We start from the raw sequence: 18,894 nt of genomic DNA on the forward strand, positions 1-18,894 counted from the left end.
TCCCCTGTCAGGAGGCGTGCGCCCCGCTCAGGCCGAGCCGCCGGGCGCGTTGGGGACGCTGGACAGGGGAGGGGGGATCAGCTTGCTCTCGCCATTCTCGACGGTCCAGAGCGCGCTCCGGAGCCCCTCCAGGCGCGCGGTCAGCGCCTGGAGCGCCTCGGCCTGCGCGTCGCACGCCTGGAGCTGGGTCTCGCTGCTCGGCTCGACGCGCTCCCGCTCCTCGCGGGCCGCCTTGAGCACCTCGATGACCTCGCGGTGCAGCTCCTGGCCGGCCGTGACCACCCACGCGTCGAGCCGGCTCGCGAACTCCTGGATCATCTCGTCGAGCTTCGGCCCGATCCGGACCGCCGCCTCGCGCAGCGCGACCGGCGCCATCTCCTTGGCCTTCTTGCGGGTCTCGGCCTCGACCTTCTCCTTCACGTAGACGGCCAGGACCGGGGCGGCGAGCGCGAGGATGCCGCCGAGCAGGGCGTTCGTGAACATCACGCCGAGGCCGATCGTGAAGAGCGCGAAGACACCGACATCGTAGCCGAACGTGTCGACCTCGACGTTCGGCGGCTTCACGTCGCCCCCGAGCGCCTCGCTGACCCGCTTCGCCACGTCGTGCGCGTCCTCCCGGACGAGCGCGATCGTCTTCTCGGCGAGGGCCTCGAGCGCCGTCGCGATCTCCTTCGTCTCGGCCTGTGCCCACTCGGCGAAGGTGCGCTCCAGGAACGCCCCGAGGTAGACCTTGATCTCGTCGGTGTTGGCCTCGTCGATGATCGTCGGCAGCTGGCGGAGCACGTCGTCGACGAAGCGCTCCAGGTCGCGGCGCACCCACGCCCGGATGGCGCTCACCTCCTCGCGGATGCCGGCGCGCCGCTCCTCGATGGTGCGCGACTGGCCGGCCAGGTCTTTCTCGATCATCTCGATGCGACGGCTGAGCTCCTCGCGCGACATCGCGGTCGCCCGCCGCCGCGCGTCGACGCCCTTGCCGAGCAGGCGCGCGGCCTCGAGGCCCTCGCCGAGCGCGTTGTCGAGCAGGATGCGCCCGCGCTCCTCGGCGAGGAACCGGGTCAGGTGGTCGAGCAGCTCCGGCATCCCGCTGCCGGGCCGATCGCCCTCCAGCGCCCGCTCGCTCGAGATCGGGAAGACCACCGGCGACTTCACGAGCTTGCCGAGCTCGCTCCGGATGTAAGCGAGCGCCTCGACCTCCTCGTCCTGGCTCCAGATGTCGCGCTTCGTCACGACGAAGAGGATCTTGTCGCGCGACTGCCCGAGCAGCTTGTCCTGGAGGAAGACCCGCTCGCTCTCCTTCAGCGGCTGGCCGGCGTCGATGAGGAACAGCACGGCGTCCGACCGCGGGATGTAGCTGTACGTGATGTCCGCCCGCTGGAGCGAGAGGTCGTTCACCCCGGGGGTGTCGACGAGGACCACGCGCTCGCGCAGGAGCTCCGCCGGGTACCCCACCTCGAGGAACTTGACCTCGCCCGCGCTCGACGAGCGCTCCCCGCCGACCGTGAAGGCCCGTACGTCCTCGAACGGCAGGCCCGAGCGCTCGCCCGACGCGTAGACCACCTCGGCGCGCGGATCGGTCGCGTACTCGAGGTGGTGGATCACCGCCGTCGTGGGCGTCACGCCGACGGGGAGGATCGGGGCGCCGAGCAGGGCGTTCACGAAGGTCGTCTTGCCGTGGTTGAACTCGCCGACCACGACGAGGTGGAACCGGTCGGCGTCGAGCTTCTTCACGAGATCGTTCGTGACGCGCGTGGCGACGCTCCTGGCGCCGAGGGCCTCGGCGAACTCCACGAGATCCCGGAGCGTCCCGGTCACGTCGTCTTTGCGGCTGTGGAAGGATTCGAGCATGTGCGTTGGACCTCGGCCTTGGTCAGGGGGCTGGTGAGGAGGCGGCCCCTCAGCCCCAGATCTTGATGACTTCGTGCACCTTCTCGTCGACCTCCTCCATGGAGATGCCGCTCGAGCCGAGCCCGGCGTGGCGCTTGTAGAGCTCGCTCTCGGCGAAGGCCCGGAGCGCCAGGACGCGCTTCGGCAGCCACGGGTGGCTGGCCGTGAACTCGGCGAACCTGCCGATCCCGCCCTTGCCCTCGTCGTGCTGGGCGATGAACGCCTCGAGGTTCAGCTCCTCGTAGAGCTTGGTCGAGCCGAGCGCGAGCTTGGTGAGCGCGCGCGTCGAGACGTCGAGGCTCTTCGCGCAGAGCAGCCCGGCGCGGTCGCAGGTGACCTCGGCGCGGCGCGACCAGCCGGAGAGCGCGAGCATCGCCGGGCCGACGATCCACTTCACGAACACCGACGCCATGCGCGTCAGGTAATGCATCGCGGTCAGGTAGACCACGTGGCTGTTGTGGATGTGGCCGCACTCGTGGCCGATGACGCTGAGCAGCTCGTCGTCGGTGAAATGGTCGACGAGCGCGGAGTGCACCATGATGAACGAGTCATCGTTCGTGCCGTAGGTGGCGGCGTTGAGGGTGGGGCTGTTGACGATGTAGATCGTCGGGGTCGTGATCCCGAGCGTCTCGGCGCAGTGGACCGCGAGGTTGTGGACGCGCGGGAACTGCGTGGGCCCGACCTTGACGGCGTGGCCGAGGAGCTCGTTCTTGCCGACCGTCTTGAACAACCTGACCGCGGCGGTCACGGCGAGCTCGACCGGACGCATCTTCTCGAAGGCGAGCCGTGTGTTCTTATCGGACACGTAGGCATACGCATTGCCAGCGCCATCGCCGCCGCCTGCGCGCTGCCCCTTCCGTCTCTCGATGAAGCCCTTGAAATCGAGCGATCCGACCTGTGCCATCCGGCGAAGGTAACGGTCGGGCAGCGGCCGCGCAACGCCACCCGCGCCGGGCGCCGCGAACTTAACGCAAAATCACGGGGCCACCTCCGCTCTCACCCGAGCCAGGCGCGACCTGACGCGCTCAGACGCGAAGCAGGGCGAGGAGCCCCTCCGGGCCGAGGCGCTCGAGCGTGCGCTGCCTCGCGAGGAAGCGCCGGAAGTCCTTGTAGACGCCGCTGCCCTTGGGGCGGAGCTCGAAGTCGGTGATCCGCGTGATCGAGAACCGCAGCGCGGCGATCACGCTCTCGTGGAACAGACGATCGCGCTCCTCGGTTGCAAGCGGCCGCACCGAGAGGTAGCCGGCGGCGAGCGCGGCGGCGAGATCGGGGTCGAGGTCGTCGCCGAAGCACCACGCCAGCATCGTGACAGCGAGGTCGAACGCGGCGCTGCCGCGCGAGGCGCTCTCGAAATCGAGCAGCGCCGAGATCTCGCCGCCCTGCCAGAGCACGTTGTCGCGGAAGAGATCGCCGTGGATCAGCGTCTCGGGCCCCGGCGTCCGCGGCCTCGCGGCGCGGATCCGCTCGAGACGTCCGGTGAGCTCGTCCACGGCCGCGGCCACCTCGGGCGGGAGGGCCGAGCCCTGCGCGCGGAGGCCGCGGAGCCGCTGGTCGAGGCCGTCGAGGTCGAACCGGCTCACGCTCGCCCCCTCGAACGAGGCGCCGACGAGGTGCACCCGCGCCAGGGCCGAGCCGACGCGGCGGGTCGCGTCGGGCGTGACGCGCGCCTGGCAGAGCGACTCGCCCGCGACCCAGGGGAACAGCGCGACGGGCTTCCCAGCGTGCTCTGCAATGAACGAGGCGCCCTCCGACCCGGGCGCTCCGTCCTGGCGGCGGAGCGGCTGCGGCGTGGCGACGCCCCCGGCCGCGAGGTGCTCCAGCATGCGCGCCTCGCGCGAGGCCGCGCCGAGCTGCTGCTCCTCGTACACGCGCAGGAACACCTGCCCGCGGCCATCGGCGAGCGTCAGCGCGAAGTTGGAGTTCACGCTCCCGGCGAGGAGGCCGCGCACGTCGGCGATCTCCAGGCCGTAGAGCGCGCCGATGCGGCGGGCATCCGCGAGCGAGAGCGGGGTCAAGATGGCCATCGCGCGCAGGGTAGCCTCGATTCGCGCGGCGCCTCCACAGGAAGTTCGTGGCGCAGCGGAGCCGCCGCGCGGAGCGAGACCGACGATCGGGGAAGGCGAGAAGGTACGGCGAGGAGGTGCGGCGAGGAGGTGCGGCGAGGACGAGAAAACGCGGGCTCCGGGCCAGGATCTGCAGTGCCCCTGCTCGCGGACCGGACCCTCGTGCGTTATGAATGAATGAGCGGGAGCAACACCCCCTTCAACTATCGAATGCCCACCCTCTACGGAAACACCACCGGACTCAGCCCCCTAGCCACCAAGACCCTCGAGCGCATCTACCGACGCAAGGTCCCGCTCGCCAGCCTCGCCACGCCCGAGCTCATCAAGGCGCTCGCCGAGGCGTCGCACGAGACAGGGCGCCAGGTCGGCGCGCTGGTCCACCGCTCAGGCGAGATCGACTACGTCGTCGTCGGCGACGCGACCCGGCTGATGCTGCCCGACATCGGGCGCCTCCGCGCCGCGCAGGGGCGCTTCAGGGCGCTCCGGCTCGTCCATACGCACCTCTTCAACGAGCCGCTCACGCGAGACGACCTCGTCGACCTCGTCCGCCTCCGGCTCGACCTCGTCGCGGCCGTGCAGCTCACCCCGCAGGGCGAGCCGCGCACGATCCAGTACGCGTACAACGTGCCGGTCCACGGAAAGGACGAGGTCACGGTCACCGTCGACGGCGCCGCGGAGGACGGCGACGGCCGCCGGCAGGCGGAGCTGCCGTACCGGACGGTGGGCCCTGTCGCGGTCGGTCGCATCGACGTCGATTTCGGCGCGCTCATCCAGGCGCTCGAGGACGAGTTCACGAAGCGCTCGCGCACGCGATCGGTCGCGGCCAAGGACGGCCGGGCGATCCTCGTCCACGTCGCCGAGAAGTCCAAGGCCGGCGCGCTCGCGCGGGCCGAGGAGAGCCTGCGCGAGCTGACCGAGCTCGCCGGGACCGCGGGCGTCGACGTCGCGGACAGGGTCCTCCAGCTGCGCGACCGCATCGACCCGCGGCTCGTGCTCGGCAAGGGCAAGCTGGACGAGGTCGTCCTGCGCGCCTCGGAGCTCGACGCCGAGACCCTGGTCTTCGACCGGGACCTGACCCCCTCGCAGGCGTCGGCGATCGCGAAGCACACGGATCTCAAGGTGCTCGACCGGACGCAGCTCATCCTCGACATCTTCGCCCAGCGGGCCGAGTCGTCCGACGGCAAGCTCCAGGTCGAGCTGGCCCAGCTCAAGTACACGCTCCCTCGCCTCGGGCAGAAGGACGACTCCCTGTCTCGCCTCACCGGCGGCATCGGCGGGCGCGGTCCTGGCGAGACGAAGCTCGAGATCGGGCGCCGCCGCGCGAAGGAGCGCGTCACCTTCCTGGAGGGGCAGCTCAAGCGGCTCTCCCGGCAGCGCGAGCAGCGCCGCCGCAGGCGCGCCCGGCTCGGCGTGCCGGTGGTCTCGATCGTGGGCTACACGAACGCCGGCAAGAGCACGCTGCTGAACACGCTGACCGGCGCCGACGTGCTCGCCGAGAACAAGCTGTTCGCGACGCTCGACACCCGCTCGAGGCGGCTGCGCTTCCCCGAGGAGCGCGAGGTGGTGATCACCGATACCGTCGGCTTCATCCGGGAGCTCCCGAAGGACCTGTTCGCCGCCTTCCGGGCGACGTTCGAGGAAGCGGCCGACGCCGACCTCCTGCTCCACGTCGTGGACGCGAGCGATCCTGCGCGCGATCAGCACATCGAGACGACCGAGGCGCTGCTGACCGAGCTCGATCTCATCGGCATCCCCCGCATCCTCGTGTTCAACAAGGCGGACCTCATCGCGCCGGAGGAGGGGCGGCGGCTGCTCCTCGGTCACCCCGACGCGGTGCTCCTCTCCGCGACGGACAGGGAGACGACGCGGGAGCTGCTCGGCAAGCTCGCCGACCGGCTCAAGAGCCGCTGGGAGGAGGCCGCGACGGTGCCCACGTACGAGGTGGAGACGGCCGACGGCGCGCTGGATGACGGCGCGCTGGACGACGGCGGGCTGTTCGACGGCGAGGCCGAGTCGATGACGGTGATCGGCCCGCCCTCGGGCTCCGGCGCCGAGGGCGTCAGCTCGCACGTGCGAGGGACGTTCGAGGTGTGAGCATCGGCCGGGCTCGGTGCAGAGCCCGGCCTGACTCGCGTCGCGTTTGGCTCGCGTTGATTCGCGTCGAGAAGAGGTGAGCGCCGCCGGGCTCGCTGTGGAGCCCGGCGGAAGCTCCGTCGAGGCTCAGGGCTCCGGGAACCCGTCGCAGACGAAGATGCTGAGGCAGTTACCGCTCGCGCACTCCTCGTCCTCGGCGCACGTCTCGGCGGGGGCCAGCTTGCAGGCTCCCTCGCCGTCGCAGACGTTGGCGCCGCTGCAGTCCGCCCCATCCTCGGCCCCGGCGGCGACGTTGGAGCACTCGCCCAGCGAGCCCTCGACGTTGCAGGCCTGGCAGGCAGCGTCGCACCCGGTGTTGCAGCAGACGCCGTCGACGCAGCTGCCGCTTCCGCACTCCTCGCCGTCGGTGCACTCCTGACCGTTCGCGGCCTTGCACGCGCCCGCGGCGTCGCACGCCTGGTTCTCCTCGCAGCCCAGGCCCGGCGTGCCGGCCGGAGCCAGCGCGCAGGAGCCGTCTTCCGGATCGCAGACGTGGCACAGGGCGCACTGCGCGTCCTCCGTGCACTCGCTGAAGCAGGCGTTGGCCTCCGGATCGCAGGCGAACGTCTCGCACTCCTTCGGCTCGCCGGGCTCGCACTCCGCGCTCGTCCCGTCGCAGGTGCCGCGGCCGGTCTCGACGCCCTCGGAGCACGTCGTCTCTCCGCACGCCGTCTCGGCCTTGGAGACACCGCACGTGCCGCTCTCATCGCCCGATTCCTTGAGATCGGCGGTGCAGGCGTCGCAGTCCTCGTCGCAGGCGGCGTTGCAGCAGACGTCGTCGGCGCAGAAGCCGCTCGCGCAGTCGTCCGCCTCCGTGCATGCCTTGGCGAGCTCACACTGCGGGCAGGTGGGGCCGCCGCAGTCGACGTCGGTCTCTTCGCCGTTCTTCGTGCCGTCAGCACAGGCGTCGACGACGACGCCGTCGTCTCCCGGGATGCGCGAACGATCGACCGTGGCGATGAGCTCACAGCCCATCCCGAGGGTCGAGATCGCGCCGGCGCAGAGCGCCATCGCGAGAAGGTACTGGTTCTTCCACATAGTAGTCCCCTTAGAAGGTAAACCGCGCAGCGGCGCCGCCGCCGGTCGGGCTGACGAACGGAGCGACAAACGCATTCTTCTTCACGCTCGAGGCCGCGGCCTTCGTCTCGGCCGGCGTGTCGTCGCTGAGGAGCAGAACCGCCCCGGTGACGCCGAACGTGAGCGCGACGGCGAAGGACATGTCCGCGATGAGCGCGTTGCGATCGACGCGGTCCGCCGTCTTGGTCGTCGGGCTGTCGTCGAAGTCGCTCTTCGCGCTGAGCGCCTGGATGCCGAAGATCGTCCCGACCACGACGCCGGCGCCGGCGAGCCCGAGCGTGACGTAGGCCGGCACCGGAGAGCGCGGCTCGACCGGCGCTGCGGGCGGCGGCGTCTGGGCGGGCGGCGGGGTGATGGCGGGCGGCGGGGTGGCGGGCTGCGCCGGTACCGCGGCGACGGGCTCCGGCGGCTTCGGCGTCAGCGTGACGCTGACGTCGCGCGTCTCGGCGAAGGTGACCTCGATCTCCTGGCTCGAGTCGACGAAGCCCTCGGCAGAGACGGTCAGCGTGTGCTTGCCGGGCGGGACCGAGAGCTCCTTGCCTGCCTGGGGCACGCCATCGACCGCGATCTTGAGGTTCTGCGGCGCGTCCGGCGCGGTCGCGACCCGCACCTTCGCCGGCGTCTTCTTCAGGGCCTCGACGCGCCCCTGCGCCTCGGTGATCTTGTCCTTGAACTTCTCGGCGTCCGGCTTCGAGTCGAGGAACGCCTGCCACGCGGCGACCGCCTCGGTGGCGAGCCCCTGCTTGTCGAGCGAGAGCGCGAGCTTGTACTTCGGCGCGGCGCCGGGAACGTACTCGTCCGCCTGGCGATACAGGTCGGCCGCGGTGGCGTACTCGCCCTTCTCGAACCTGGCCTCGGCGTCCTTGTAGAGCTTCTTGGCCTCGTCCTTCTTCTGCTTGTCCGTCAGCGGCTTCTTCGGCTTGGTGGTGGTCACCTTGGCCGCGGGCTCGCCGGTCTTTCCGGGGGTCGCCGTCGCGGGCGTACCGGCGGCGGGCGGCGTCGTGCCGGTCGCGCCGGCGGCGGGCGGCGTCGTGCCGGTCGCAGGCGGCGTCGTACCGGTCGCGGCCGGCGCCAGCGCGGTGGGGGCCGCCTGCGCCGCGGGGGCGGCGGGCTTGGCAGGCGCCATCGTCGGCGCGGCCCCGGCGGTCGCCGGCGCGGCCGGCTTGCCCGCCGGAGGCGCCGCCGGCCCCGTCTGCGCAGATGCCGGGCTGACGTTCGTCAGCGTCAGGAGCCCAGAGACCATCGCCGCCGAGGTCAACATCGTCAGCCGGCCCGATCGTGAACGCATACCGTAAGCCCTCCTCCGCGGATAGTGTCGCGTGGGCGCCCACTTAAGCCTTGAAGGACGCTTTACACAAGGGTTTTCGCGTTCGTTGGGGCGCGCGCGCGCCCCAACGAACGCGGCGCCCCCGCCTCGCCTGCGGCGTCCCGGGACATCAAGGCTCGTCGCCGCGCTCCAGCCATGCAGGGAAGCGGAGCCTCGCCTCCACGCCGAAGCCCAGGGTCGCCTGGCGCATGCGCGCGGCCCGCTCGGCGCCCCGCGGGAGGCTCTCGCGAAGCCGCCGCAGGGCCTCGATGTAGCGCGCGAACCGAGGGTCCGAGAACAGCGCGCCGAGGTCCTCCCGGATGCGCCGTATCGTGCCTGGGCTGACGCCATGGCTGCTGAAGCTCATGGTCAGTCCGGTGGCCGCGACGACTGAAGGATTGACGAAATTGGACACCTCCGGACGATCCAGCGTGCAGACGAGGCGCCCGGCGTCGGCGAGCTCGCGATGGAGGCGCCGCGAGAGCGCGTCGTCGCCCGGCGCGAGGAACACGATGGCCGCGCCGGCGAGGTCGTCGTCGACGAACGCGCGCTGGTGCAGCTCGAGCAGGCCCTCCCGGCTGGCGCGCTCGATCGACCCGTCGACCTGCCCCGGCGCGATGACGGAGACGCGGGCGCCCGCCGAGAGGAGCCGCTCCACGGTGTACGGCGCCTCGCCGTCGCCGCCGATGACGAGGGCCCGTCGGCCGGTGAGGTCGAGCGCGATGGGGAAGAGGCGCATGAGGGGAATAGACATGAGCTGGAGCGTCCGCGCAGCGATTGTAGACCCGCGCGCCGCCCGCGGGGGAGGCGCATGACCGCGGGCGAGCTCGACGTTCGCGCCGCGCGGCTCAGCGGCTCGGCGCGCTCTGGGGCGGCGGGCTCGGCGGTGGGGCCGGGGGAAAGAAGGGCTGCGTACGGAAGGCGAGCCGCCTGTCGGCGTTCCCGATGCGCGTCACGAACAGGCCGACGAAGGAGCCGAACAGGGAGTCGCCCGGCCCGATCGCGGTGGAGCCGGGCGGGCGGGTGACCCACCGCTTGATGCGATCGAGCATCTCGGCGCTCATGGGGTTCACCTCGACCAGCACGGCGACGAAATAGCGGCTGCCGTCGCGGACGAGGGAGCGCTCCACGAGCGGCAGCTTGCGGGCCTCGGCGCAGTTGCGGAGCACGCCCTCGACGTTGACCGCGACCGTGCTCGACTGACCTCCCGCCTGGATGAGCTGGATCCGGAACACCTCGTCCCAGAGGTCGTAAACGACGCGGCAGCTCTTGGCGGCGAGCGCGACGGGCGTGCCCCCGCTCTCGTGGAAGAGGTAGCCGCGCATCGTGATGACGGTGGGGAGCCCGCTGAGCAGCTTCTTCGAGATCTCGCCGTCGACCACGTCGCGGAAGCTCACCGTGAGCTGCACGATCGCCTTGTCGACCGTGAGGCTCGCCGCCCGCATGGGCAGCGCGCTCGGCGCGCCGAGCGCCTGCTGCGCGTCGGGGTCCGCGAGCTCCTTCGGCGAAGATCGGCCCGCCGCGGCGCCGGGCCCCTCCTGGGCCGCCGACCGGCGCGCGTCGAGGCACAGCGCCGCGAGCAGCGCCACCCCGAGCCAGCGCGCCGCGCCGCAGCGGAGCGCCGCGAGCGCCCGCCTTCCCCGGCCGACGCGCCGGACGTCCGCCGCGCGCCGCGCGCCCCGCGCCGCGCGTCTCGGCCCGCGACCTGCGTCCGCGCAGGTCATTTCCGCTCACCGCGCCGGGCCGGGATCAGCCCGAGCAGGTTCGAGAAGGCGAGCGTCACGCCGCCGACCGACGTATCGACCCGCAGGCCGAGGTTGTAGGTGATGTCCACCGGCACCCTGGCGAACCCCTCGTACCCGGTCGGCGGGTCGGTGAACTCGCGGCGGGTCGCCAGCCCGTACAGGCCCGCGGCGCCGAAGAGGTCGACGCCGTAGATGGAGCCTCGTCCGGAATAGACCGGGATCCGGTACTCCGCCTCCAGCTTCGCGGCGAAGTCGCCGTACCGGACCTCGATGATGTCCGTGCTGAGGAAGTTCGGCGGCTGCCTCCGGTCGGGGGCGAGGTCGAGCAGCCGGTCCGGCAGAAGATCGGTGAGATCTCCGACGTAGAACTTCTCGAAGAACGGCGCGTCCCCCGCGACCGCGCCGGCGAACGCCTCGAGCCGGAGCACGTGCCGCAGCGGCAGGCGGAACCAGCGCTGCGCGCCGAACTCGAACTTCTGGTAGCCGTAATCGCTCCCGAACGGCGGCACGCCCACCGTGACCGAGACGGAGGCGAGCGTGCCCTGCGTCGTCAGGAAGGGCGCGTCGCGCGTGTCGTGATCGATCGCGGCGCGGAGCGACGAGAGCACCGTCCTGCCGCCCAGGATGTCGAAATCGATGGGCTCGCGGCTATTGCCGCGCATGTGCGAGGCGACCGTGGGCACGGTCGCGTCGATCTGCTCCAGATGGTAGTCGAGCGACAGCTGCGAGGACGAGGACACGTCGTGGCCTGTGCCGAGCGTCGCGCCGAACCGCTTGTAGGCGACGACGGCGTAGCCCGTGACCTCCCGCTGCTCGAGCAGCGGGGACTCGAACGAGACGTCCCGGTTGCCGAAGAAGTCGCGGGCGTCGTTGTAGAGCAGCGTCACGGTGGCCGACCAGCGGGTCCCCACGAACGCCGGGTCGACGAAGCGGGTCCTCAGCGCGAGCTGGTCCGCCGCGAGCCCGACGCCGGCGCCGAGCGTGATCCCCGTGCCCGCGAGGTTGGTCTCGGCGACCTGCACGCCGGTGAACGCGGAGAGCGGCCTCGCGTTGCCGGCCGTGTCCTCGTCGGCCGCGATGCCGAGCCAGAGGTCCTGGACCACGAACGTGTTGCGCTCGACGACGTCGAGCACGAGCGTCGCGCTGCCGCGCTCGGCGCCCTTGCGGAGCGACAGCCCGACCGAGGCGAAGAACCCGGTCCCGAGGAGGCGGTAGCGGGTGAGCTCGATCTCCGGATCCTCGACGTCGAGCACGTCCCCGGCGCGGAACCTGACGTAGCGGAGGATCACGCGCGCCGCGGTCCGCACGTTGCCCCGGATCTCGACGCCATCGAGGACGTACCGGACGCGATGCCGCGCCTGGAGCGCCGCGCCCGCGGACTGGAGCGCCGCGCCCGCCGACAGCCCTGCCGCGGTGGCGCGCGCGGCCGCGACAGGCCTCTGCTCGGGCGCCGCGGGCGCGGCGCCGGCGCCCGCGCGCTGGCCGACCGCGCGCGCCGGCCACGACCCTACGAGCAGCGCGCTACAGAGCGCGAGGAGTGCGCGGAAGAGCACGGAGGGCAGAGGGGTGGCCGGGGAGCGTGAGGAACTCCGGAGTCGAGGAGGAACCATCGGGCCTCTGCAACACCGCCAGAGCCTCCGGGGACCTCAGCGGCGCACCGTAGCACGGCCGATCTCCTCGCCGCAGGCGTCGGCCGCGTCGAGATCGAGCCCCCACGCGCCGTCCGCGGCGACGGCGCCGGAGGGCGCGTGGAGCGCGGGCGCCCTGCCGCGAGGCTGCGCTCCCGGCTCGTGACGCGGCCGCCGTGGAGCGCGCAAGGTCGGGGCGGTGTCGGCGTGCTCCGCCAGCACGAGCAGGTCCAGCCGGGCTGGTGTCGGCTCGATCAGGTGATCGGCCGCGGAGAGCAGCAGCGCCCGGACCTCGGCGTGCACGCTCGGGTCGCGCGCCCAGCGGGCGCCGGCGCTCGCGGCGATGGCGCGGGCGAGCAGGAGCTCCGCGCGGCCGCGCACGTCCGCGGGGATCCAGTCGGCGATGAGCGGATCGGCGAGCATGAACAGCGTCCTGCGCAGCGCGGTGACGCGGCGCGGGCCGAACTGCTCCGGCGCCCGCGCCGCGTGGCGCGCGAGGCGCAATGCCCTGCGGAGCGCGCGCCTCGCCGCCCTGCCGACCACGGCGCCGCGCAACGTGAGCCGCTCGCGCGGCGTGTCGAGGGCGCGCAGCACCGCGGCCAGCGAGAGCCCTCCCGCGATCACCAGCGCCACCGTCACGGCGGTGCCCCGGGCGCCGCGCAGCTCCCAGCCGCCGGTCGCCGCGACGAACGCGCAGGCAGCGACCAGCAAGAGCCCCAGCGAGCCGAGCGCGCCTGCCGCGTGCGATCGGCCGCGCCACGGCGCGCCCTCGCCCTGGATGCTCCGTGCGTAGCTGTCGGGCGCGATGAGCCGTCCGCCGCTCGGGATGAGGCCCACCATGGCTCGCCGCGCCGCGCGCCCGAGGCCGACCTCCAGCGGGCCGAGCTCGATGCCGGGCGGCTCACGGAACGGGCTCACGCGTCCAGAATAGCCGATCCCCTGCCGGCGCGAAGGACGCGGCGCGACGGCGGCGAAAGAGCCCCGTCCGGAGACAGGCGCGGCTCTCGATCTGGAGAGCACGCGGCTCGCAGGCGCCGGACGGACCGAGGACGGATTGCGCTCGCTTTTTACGGTCGATACGCTCGGCGCGTGAGACTCCTCGCCGTCTGTTGCCTCGCTCTCGCCGGCGCCGCGTCGATCGGGGGGCTCCTGATCAGCAGCCCCGGCTGCAACGATACGGCCTCGTCCATCTGCAGCGGGCTGTGCAGCTGCTGGCAGTGCAGCGGCAGCGAGTACGAAGAGTGCCTGGACACCGTCGAGGACATTGTCCAGAGCGCCGCGAGGAAAGGCTGCCCTGAAGTGGCGGACGCCTTCACCCAGTGCGCCGCCAACGACGTGGAGTGCATGGCCGACCGGAACGCTGCCGACTTCCTGCACTGCGAGAGCGAGCAGCGCGCTCTGGCGGAGTGCGGCGTCAGCGCGTCCATCATCGGCCCCGCCTGCGAGCGAGGCATGCAGAGAGCAGCGGAGTGTCAGGGGGCGACGGTCAACGTCAGCGCGTGCGCGGGCCCAGCGCGGTGCACGTATGCCTGCTACGCGATCGCGAGCTGCGATGATGTGCGGTCCGGCAGCTCTCAGCCGCTCTTCGACTGCTTCGAACGGTGCATGGCCCTCGGGTCGCGGCCTGATCCGCAGCCCCGCTGAGGAGGCGGCGCGCGGCCGATCACGGCTCTCCCGGCTCCGGCTTCTGCGCCCGTTGCGCCTTCTCGACCAGGCCGCTCATGCCCATGCGCGACGCCAGCGCGGAGAGGACCGCGCGCAGCGGGACGCCGCGTGACACGAGGCCGACCAGCAGGTGGTAGATCACGTCGGCCGCCTCCGACGCGACGCGGTCGTCGCTCTCCTCGGCGATCGCCTGCGCGAGCTCGCCGGCCTCCTCGCGCAGCTTCGCGCCGATGAGAGGGGCGCCGCCGTCGAGCAGCTTCCGGGTATAGCTCTTCGTCGCCGCCGACGCCTTGCGCGACTCGAGCTCTCGCTCGAGCGCCTCGAGCAGCGCGGTCGCGTCCTGCCCCTCGTCGGCGGCCTCCGGCTCGGCGTCGCCGCGGGCGTCGACCTGGCGGAAGAAGCAGCTCGAGCTCCCGGTGTGGCACGTCGGGCCGCGGGGCTCGGCGAGGATCAGGAGCGCGTCCCCGTCGCAGTCGGCGTGGACGCTCGTCACCGCGAGCGTGTTGCCGCTCGTCGCGCCCTTCTCCCAGAGCTCGCCGCGCGACCTGCTGAAGAAGGTGGCGCGCCCCGTCTCGAGCGTCCGGGCGAGCGACTCTCGCGTCATGTACGCGAGCATCCGGACCTGTCCTGTCAGCCGATCCTGCACGACGGCCGGGATGAGCTTGCCCTCTCCGAATGCGATCTTCACGGCCTATGCCTCTCCGGTGGTGTCGGGCGCCTCGGAAGCTGCGCCGCGTTCGCGGGCGGTCGCCCGGCCTTCGTCCTTCGCGCTGCCGCGCCCGGTCCGCGACGGCTTGTCGCCGGCCCTCGCCGGCGCTCGTCGCTTCTGGCCCGGCTCGTCGTCCTCGTCCTCGTCATCGCCCGGCTCGTCGTCCTCGTCCTCGTCCGCGTCTGCCTGCCTCGTGTCATCGGCGGCGGGGCTCGCCGGGAGGTTGAGCGCCATCGCCTGCTCCGGGTGGTCCAGGGCGGCCTTGTAATAGACCGCGAACGCGATGGACGCGGCGAGCCCGGTCGTCAGGGCGACCACCTGGGAGGTCGAGTACTGGAGCGTCTCCGACGCGCCGAACGTCTCGGGCTTGAGGACCAGGTACAGGGCGAGCGCCGGGACGAACGAGAGCGCCTGCGTCACCTTGCGCGCCACGTTGTCGCGGATGACGTGGGAGAACCCGATCGTGTAGCCAACGGCGAACACGACGAGGCCGGCGGGGAGCAGCACGTGCTCCGGCAGCGAGGGCGGGATCGAGCCGCGCTCCGCGTCGTCCCGCAGGAGCTCGAGCAGGTAGCGGCAGACGCCGTAAGAGAACGTGAAGAGGAGGAAGATCTCGCCGCGGAACTTCTGCCGCCGGCGCGCGAGGAGCAGGAGCACGAGCAGCCCCGCGCCGACGAGCGACTCGTAGATCTGCGTCGGGTGCACGGCGAGCGACGCGTCGGAGGTCGGATCCAGCCCGCGCTCCTTGACGTGCTGCACCCACGCCGGCGACCCGCTCCCGTGGTCCAGCGTGCCTTCGGACCAGTGCGGGAAGGTGCCGAGCTTCTTCAGCCAGGCGGGCGCCGTCTCGCCGAGCGGCCGTCCGAAATCGCACCCGAAGAGGTAACAGCCGACGCGCGTGATCATGAGGCCCGAGGCGAGGCTCGGGACGGCGACGTCGGCCCAGGGGAGCAGCGGGATGCGATGGGAGCGCAGGAACAGGTACGAGCCCAGGAAGCCGCCCAGGAAGCCGCCGTACGCCACGAGCCCGCCGCGGCGGATGTCGAACATCGCGCCGAGGGAGTCGAACTCGTCGAGGTTCGTGAGGATGTAGAGCACGCGTGAGCCGAGGACCGCGGCGAGCGCGGTGACGACGTAGCAGTTGGCCATCGTCTCCTTCGGCAGGCCGTCGCGCTCCGCGAGCCCGAGCGTCAGGTACCAGCCGACGACGAGCGAGAGGCCGAGCATGACGCCGTAGCTGTAGATGGGCAGCGGACCCAGGGCGTAGGTCTGTCCCTTGAACTGCGAGGCGAGCGCGGCGAGCGCGACACCCGCGATGCCCGCCGCGGCGGCGCCCGGCTTGTTCTTGCCGAGGAACAGCCCGATCGCGCCCGCGAACGCGATGCCCGCCGCGATGAGGAAGACCCAGAGCAGGGGCACGGTCCACGCGGGCAGCGGGACGCGGAACAGGATGGGATGCATGGCGCCTCTCCTTACGCCTGGGATTGGGGCCCATCAAGCGCCGTCTCTCGGGCATGACGCAGCGGGCCAAGCCGCTCGCGGACGCTTGTTCAGCCGCGTGGGGCGATCGCGATGCGCCCGGGCTGACACCGCAGCGCAGCGTCGTCCCCCGTCCTGATGCGTGTGTCCGCGAGCGGCCCTCGAAGTCCGCGCGCGCCGCTGCTAGCATCGATTCCGTGCTCTCTGGCCGTGCCACAGTCAGCGTCTTCGCGGTCCCTGGGCTGCTCGTGAGCGCGTCGTGCGTCCCCGAGGGGCCAGCCACAGGGGACGCGGGCGCGCGGCCGGCCGGGACGGTCGTGAGCTCGGCGGCCGCCACGAAGGCGGGCGCAGGTCAGGGGGCGCAGGGCGCGGGCGCGTTCGAGGACGATTTCAACCGGTCCGCGCTTGGCCCTGACTGGAACGCGCTCAGCCCCAGGTGGAAGATCGAGGAGGGGAGGCTCTGCGTCCGCGGCGCGAGGAACCGCGGCGTGTGGTTGAAGCGGCCGCTGCCGGAGAACGCGCGGATCGAGTTCGACGCGATCGCCGAGGCCCCCGACGGCGACCTCAAGGCGGAGCTCTGGGGGGACGGACGGAGCGGCGCGACGGCGGCGAGCTACACGAACGCGACGAGCTACCTCGTGATCCTCGGCGGATGGAAGAACACGAAGCACGTGCTCGCCCGCCTCGACGAGCACGGCGACGATCGGCTGGAGATTGACGTGGATCTGGACAGCGATGACGAGCGAGCGCGCCCGGTCGCGCCGGGGCAACCCTACCGTTTCCGCGTCGAGCGCCGTGACGGGAGGACGCTCTCCTGGTCGGTCAACGGCGTCGAGTACCTGGAGCTCAGCGATCCTGCTCCGCTCTCCGGCCCTGGGCACGAGCACCTGGGCTTCAACGAATGGGATGCGCCGGTCTGCTTCGACAACCTGCGCGTCACGCCCCTCTAGCCGCGATGGAATCGAGCGAGGTCGAACGGGAGCTCGAGGAGCTGGAGACGCGCATCGAGCGGCTGCGCGCGCTGTACGAGCAGTACTTCATGGGGATCGAGCGGCTGGAGCCGATGATCCCGCGCAAGGACGTCGAGCGCCGCATCTGGGTGATGCGGCGGGAGCAGATCAGGAACACCGGGCTCCGGTTCAAGTTCCAGATGCTGTTCCAGCGGTACAACACGTTCCAGCAGTACTGGGGCCGCATCTCACGCGAGATCGAGAACGGGACGTACCGCCGCGACGTCCTTCGCGCGGCGAAGCGGGTCGGGGCCAAGGAAGCGCTCACGATCGTGGGCCGCAAGCGGGCGGAGCGCTACGCGGAGCTCGCCGAGCAGCAGGCGACGGCGCGCGAGCCGGCCCGTCGCGGCGACGACGGCGACGATCACGAGGAGATCGACGTCGACGACGAGGCGGTCACGCTGGCGCCCCCGCCCTTGCCCGCCGCGCCGCCGGCGCGCGGGCGAGCGCTGGCCGCCGAGGAGGAGGCCCCGCCGCGCGACAACGACGCGCACGTCGCGCCGCCGATCGCACCGGAGCCGTCGAGCGCGGCGCCTGCCAGCCCGCAGGTACGCCCCCTCGTGGCGCTCGTGCCGCCTGCGCCACCCCAGGCCGCGGCGGCCGTGAAGCCCGCTCCGCTGGGGGGATTGCCGCGCGGGCTCGGGCTGACCAGGCCGCAGCAGAAGCCGGCGGAGATCAGGCCGGCGGAGGCAAAGCCGGCCGAGGCATCTCCGGCCGGCGCGCGGCCGTCCGCGCGTCCTGCGGCCGATCGGAACCAGCCCGCGGCGGCGGGCGCCACGAGCCGCCAGCGCCTGGCCGAGCTCACGGCGGAGATGCGCGCCCAGCGCGCGCAGAGCGCCCAGGCCGGCGACGCGACGAAGGCCGCGGCCGGACCGCCGGGCGTGGTGGCGGACGCCGCGCCAGAGCCCCCGCCGCCGCCCAAGAGACCGCCGCCCCCGCTCCCCGCCAGATCGCAGCCAGGCCGTCCCGCGGCAACGCCGGCAGCCGCAGCGGCATCACCGCCGGCTGCGGCGGCAGCGCCGGCCGCGGCGGCAGCGCCAGCAGCCGCTGCTGCGGCCGAGGCGAAGGGCGCGGCCGCGGCAACGCGCCGGCAGGAGCGCGTGCACTCGGACCGGCCGCCGCCGACGCGTCGTCGTCGCTCCACCGCGCCGCCTGCCGCGGACACGGGCGCGGCCAGCGGAGCTCGGCATGCGGGGCCGCGCGCGTCGTCGCGCCCGCCGGAGGCCGCGCGCCCCGGCCTCGACGCCGCCGCGCGCGCACGCCCCGGCGCTCCCCCCCAGCAGCGCACCGCCGCGCGCGACGACGAGCTCCCGGAGCAGCGGCTGCGCCAGATCTACGCGAAGTACGTCGAGACCAAGCGCGCCGCGCGGGAGTCGACGGCCGGCGTCACGTACGAACGCCTGGCCGAGAGCCTCCGCGCGCAGGCCGCGAAGCTGCGCGCGACGAACCCTGCCAAGTCCGTCGATTACGACGTCGTCGTCAAGGACGGCAAGACGCTGCTGAAGCCGATCCTCAAGTGACCGGCAGCCGCCGGCAAGTGACCGGCAGCCGCCGGCCGGACGCAGCCGGCCAGCCAGGAAGCGACCGACCTGGGCGCGTGCTGGCGCGTGGACAGGCTCCGCCGCTGCGAGCATCGGGAGCCTGAGCTCACCGGGCAACACCCGCTGGCTGCGCCGCTCCAGAGGGCGCTCGCTACGTCGAATGGCGGGACGGGTGAGGGTGTTCTGGCGGGTCAGTGATGTGCCACGCGGCGCCAGAGCTGCGGAAGGCGCTGGAGCCGCGCGGGCACGCCGGCATCGTCCTCGACGAAGAGGATCGCACATGCCGTACGGTCGGCTTCGCGCATCCTCGCGCACAAGTCGGCGAGGTCATCATCGGCGTCTACAACGTCGGCCTCGGCCGGCTGAGAGGCACCCTGCACGTACCTCACGTTGTCCAGGGCGACCCAGCGCCCAGCGAACTCTTCAGAACGACATATGTCGCGCCATGTCATTCGTGGCGTGACCAAACGAATCTTACTGCCCATTTCCCGTGAGCGACCTTCTCCCCCATGTTCCCAAAGTCAAGAGCCGACCCAACGAGGCAGGGCGGCGTTCAATGAACTTTCAGAACCGTCAGGGCGGGATCTAGCACCTGTCAAAATCAGGCGTCAAGGCAAGCCTGGAACAGCCCGGCGTCCCCAAGCGTTCCATCCA

15 protein-coding genes are annotated in these 18,894 nt (G+C 72.2%); 4 read left to right on the plus strand and 11 right to left on the minus strand.

The features are described 5' to 3' along the window. Positions 1 to 27: 27 nt before the first annotated feature. From WME89_RS03150 to WME89_RS03160, 3 genes are all read right to left on the minus strand, one after another. The gene (locus WME89_RS03150) at positions 28 to 1,845 is read right to left on the minus strand and encodes a dynamin family protein (protein WP_438007803.1); all 1,818 of its coding nucleotides are present in this window, start codon (positions 1,843 to 1,845) and stop codon (positions 28 to 30) included. Between the two features lie 49 nt (positions 1,846 to 1,894). Further along, entirely contained in the window at positions 1,895 to 2,788 is an 894-nt protein-coding gene (locus WME89_RS03155) for a M48 family metallopeptidase (RefSeq protein WP_437623463.1), read from the minus strand. A 121-nt stretch (positions 2,789 to 2,909) separates the two neighbouring features. Continuing rightward, on the minus strand, positions 2,910 to 3,908 hold the full coding sequence (locus WME89_RS03160; protein WP_438007804.1) for a homoserine kinase: 999 nt from the start codon (positions 3,906 to 3,908) through the stop codon (positions 2,910 to 2,912). A gap of 249 nt (positions 3,909 to 4,157) precedes the next feature. Here WME89_RS03160 and hflX point away from each other — a divergent pair, with 249 nt between their 5' ends. Then, positions 4,158 to 6,041 (plus strand): GTPase HflX, encoded by a 1,884-nt coding sequence (gene hflX, locus WME89_RS03165; RefSeq protein ID WP_438011882.1) that lies wholly within the window; start codon positions 4,158 to 4,160, stop codon positions 6,039 to 6,041. 126 nt (positions 6,042 to 6,167) lie between these two features. On the opposite strand, the gene WME89_RS03170 is transcribed toward hflX, so the two are convergent. From WME89_RS03170 to WME89_RS03195, 6 genes are all read right to left on the minus strand, one after another. Then, complete coding sequence (locus tag WME89_RS03170) at positions 6,168 to 7,118, minus strand: hypothetical protein (RefSeq protein WP_438007805.1); 951 nt, start codon at positions 7,116 to 7,118, stop codon at positions 6,168 to 6,170. A gap of 10 nt (positions 7,119 to 7,128) precedes the next feature. Further along, positions 7,129 to 8,445 (minus strand): PEGA domain-containing protein, encoded by a 1,317-nt coding sequence (locus tag WME89_RS03175; RefSeq protein ID WP_438007806.1) that lies wholly within the window; start codon positions 8,443 to 8,445, stop codon positions 7,129 to 7,131. Between the two features lie 148 nt (positions 8,446 to 8,593). Continuing rightward, the gene (locus WME89_RS03180; protein WP_438007807.1) at positions 8,594 to 9,217 is read right to left on the minus strand and encodes a precorrin-2 dehydrogenase/sirohydrochlorin ferrochelatase family protein; all 624 of its coding nucleotides are present in this window, start codon (positions 9,215 to 9,217) and stop codon (positions 8,594 to 8,596) included. A 94-nt stretch (positions 9,218 to 9,311) separates the two neighbouring features. Beyond that, positions 9,312 to 10,187, minus strand: coding sequence for a hypothetical protein (locus WME89_RS03185; protein ID WP_438007808.1), 876 nt, complete (start codon positions 10,185 to 10,187; stop codon positions 9,312 to 9,314). Next, positions 10,184 to 11,761: a BamA/TamA family outer membrane protein gene (locus WME89_RS03190; RefSeq protein ID WP_438007809.1), complete on the minus strand. Its 1,578-nt coding sequence runs from the start codon at positions 11,759 to 11,761 to the stop codon at positions 10,184 to 10,186. The genes WME89_RS03185 and WME89_RS03190 overlap by 4 nt, the downstream gene beginning before the upstream one ends. A 93-nt stretch (positions 11,762 to 11,854) precedes the next feature. Continuing rightward, complete coding sequence (locus tag WME89_RS03195; RefSeq protein WP_438007810.1) at positions 11,855 to 12,754, minus strand: hypothetical protein; 900 nt, start codon at positions 12,752 to 12,754, stop codon at positions 11,855 to 11,857. Between the two features lie 171 nt (positions 12,755 to 12,925). Between WME89_RS03195 and WME89_RS03200 the strand changes: the two genes are divergently transcribed. Further along, complete coding sequence (locus tag WME89_RS03200) at positions 12,926 to 13,480, plus strand: hypothetical protein (RefSeq protein WP_438007811.1); 555 nt, start codon at positions 12,926 to 12,928, stop codon at positions 13,478 to 13,480. 19 nt (positions 13,481 to 13,499) lie between these two features. Here WME89_RS03200 and hisIE read toward each other — a convergent pair whose 3' ends face one another. Continuing rightward, positions 13,500 to 14,189, minus strand: coding sequence for a bifunctional phosphoribosyl-AMP cyclohydrolase/phosphoribosyl-ATP diphosphatase HisIE (hisIE, locus tag WME89_RS03205; RefSeq protein ID WP_438007812.1), 690 nt, complete (start codon positions 14,187 to 14,189; stop codon positions 13,500 to 13,502). 3 nt (positions 14,190 to 14,192) lie between these two features. Beyond that, positions 14,193 to 15,671 carry a prolipoprotein diacylglyceryl transferase gene (locus tag WME89_RS03210; RefSeq protein ID WP_438007813.1) on the minus strand — a complete coding sequence of 493 codons (1,479 nt, stop codon included), beginning with the start codon at positions 15,669 to 15,671 and terminating at the stop codon, positions 14,193 to 14,195. Between the two features lie 215 nt (positions 15,672 to 15,886). Between WME89_RS03210 and WME89_RS03215 the strand changes: the two genes are divergently transcribed. Both WME89_RS03215 and WME89_RS03220 read left to right on the plus strand, forming a co-directional pair. After that, on the plus strand, positions 15,887 to 16,639 hold the full coding sequence (locus WME89_RS03215; RefSeq protein WP_438007814.1) for a hypothetical protein: 753 nt from the start codon (positions 15,887 to 15,889) through the stop codon (positions 16,637 to 16,639). Between the two features lie 5 nt (positions 16,640 to 16,644). After that, a complete protein-coding gene (locus WME89_RS03220) occupies positions 16,645 to 18,219 on the plus strand; it encodes an MXAN_5187 C-terminal domain-containing protein (protein ID WP_438007815.1) in 1,575 nt (524 codons plus the stop codon). Positions 18,220 to 18,894 lie beyond the last annotated feature (675 nt).

The organism is Sorangium sp. So ce321, from assembly GCF_051530195.1.
Lineage (GTDB): Bacteria > Myxococcota_A > Polyangia > Polyangiales > Polyangiaceae > Sorangium.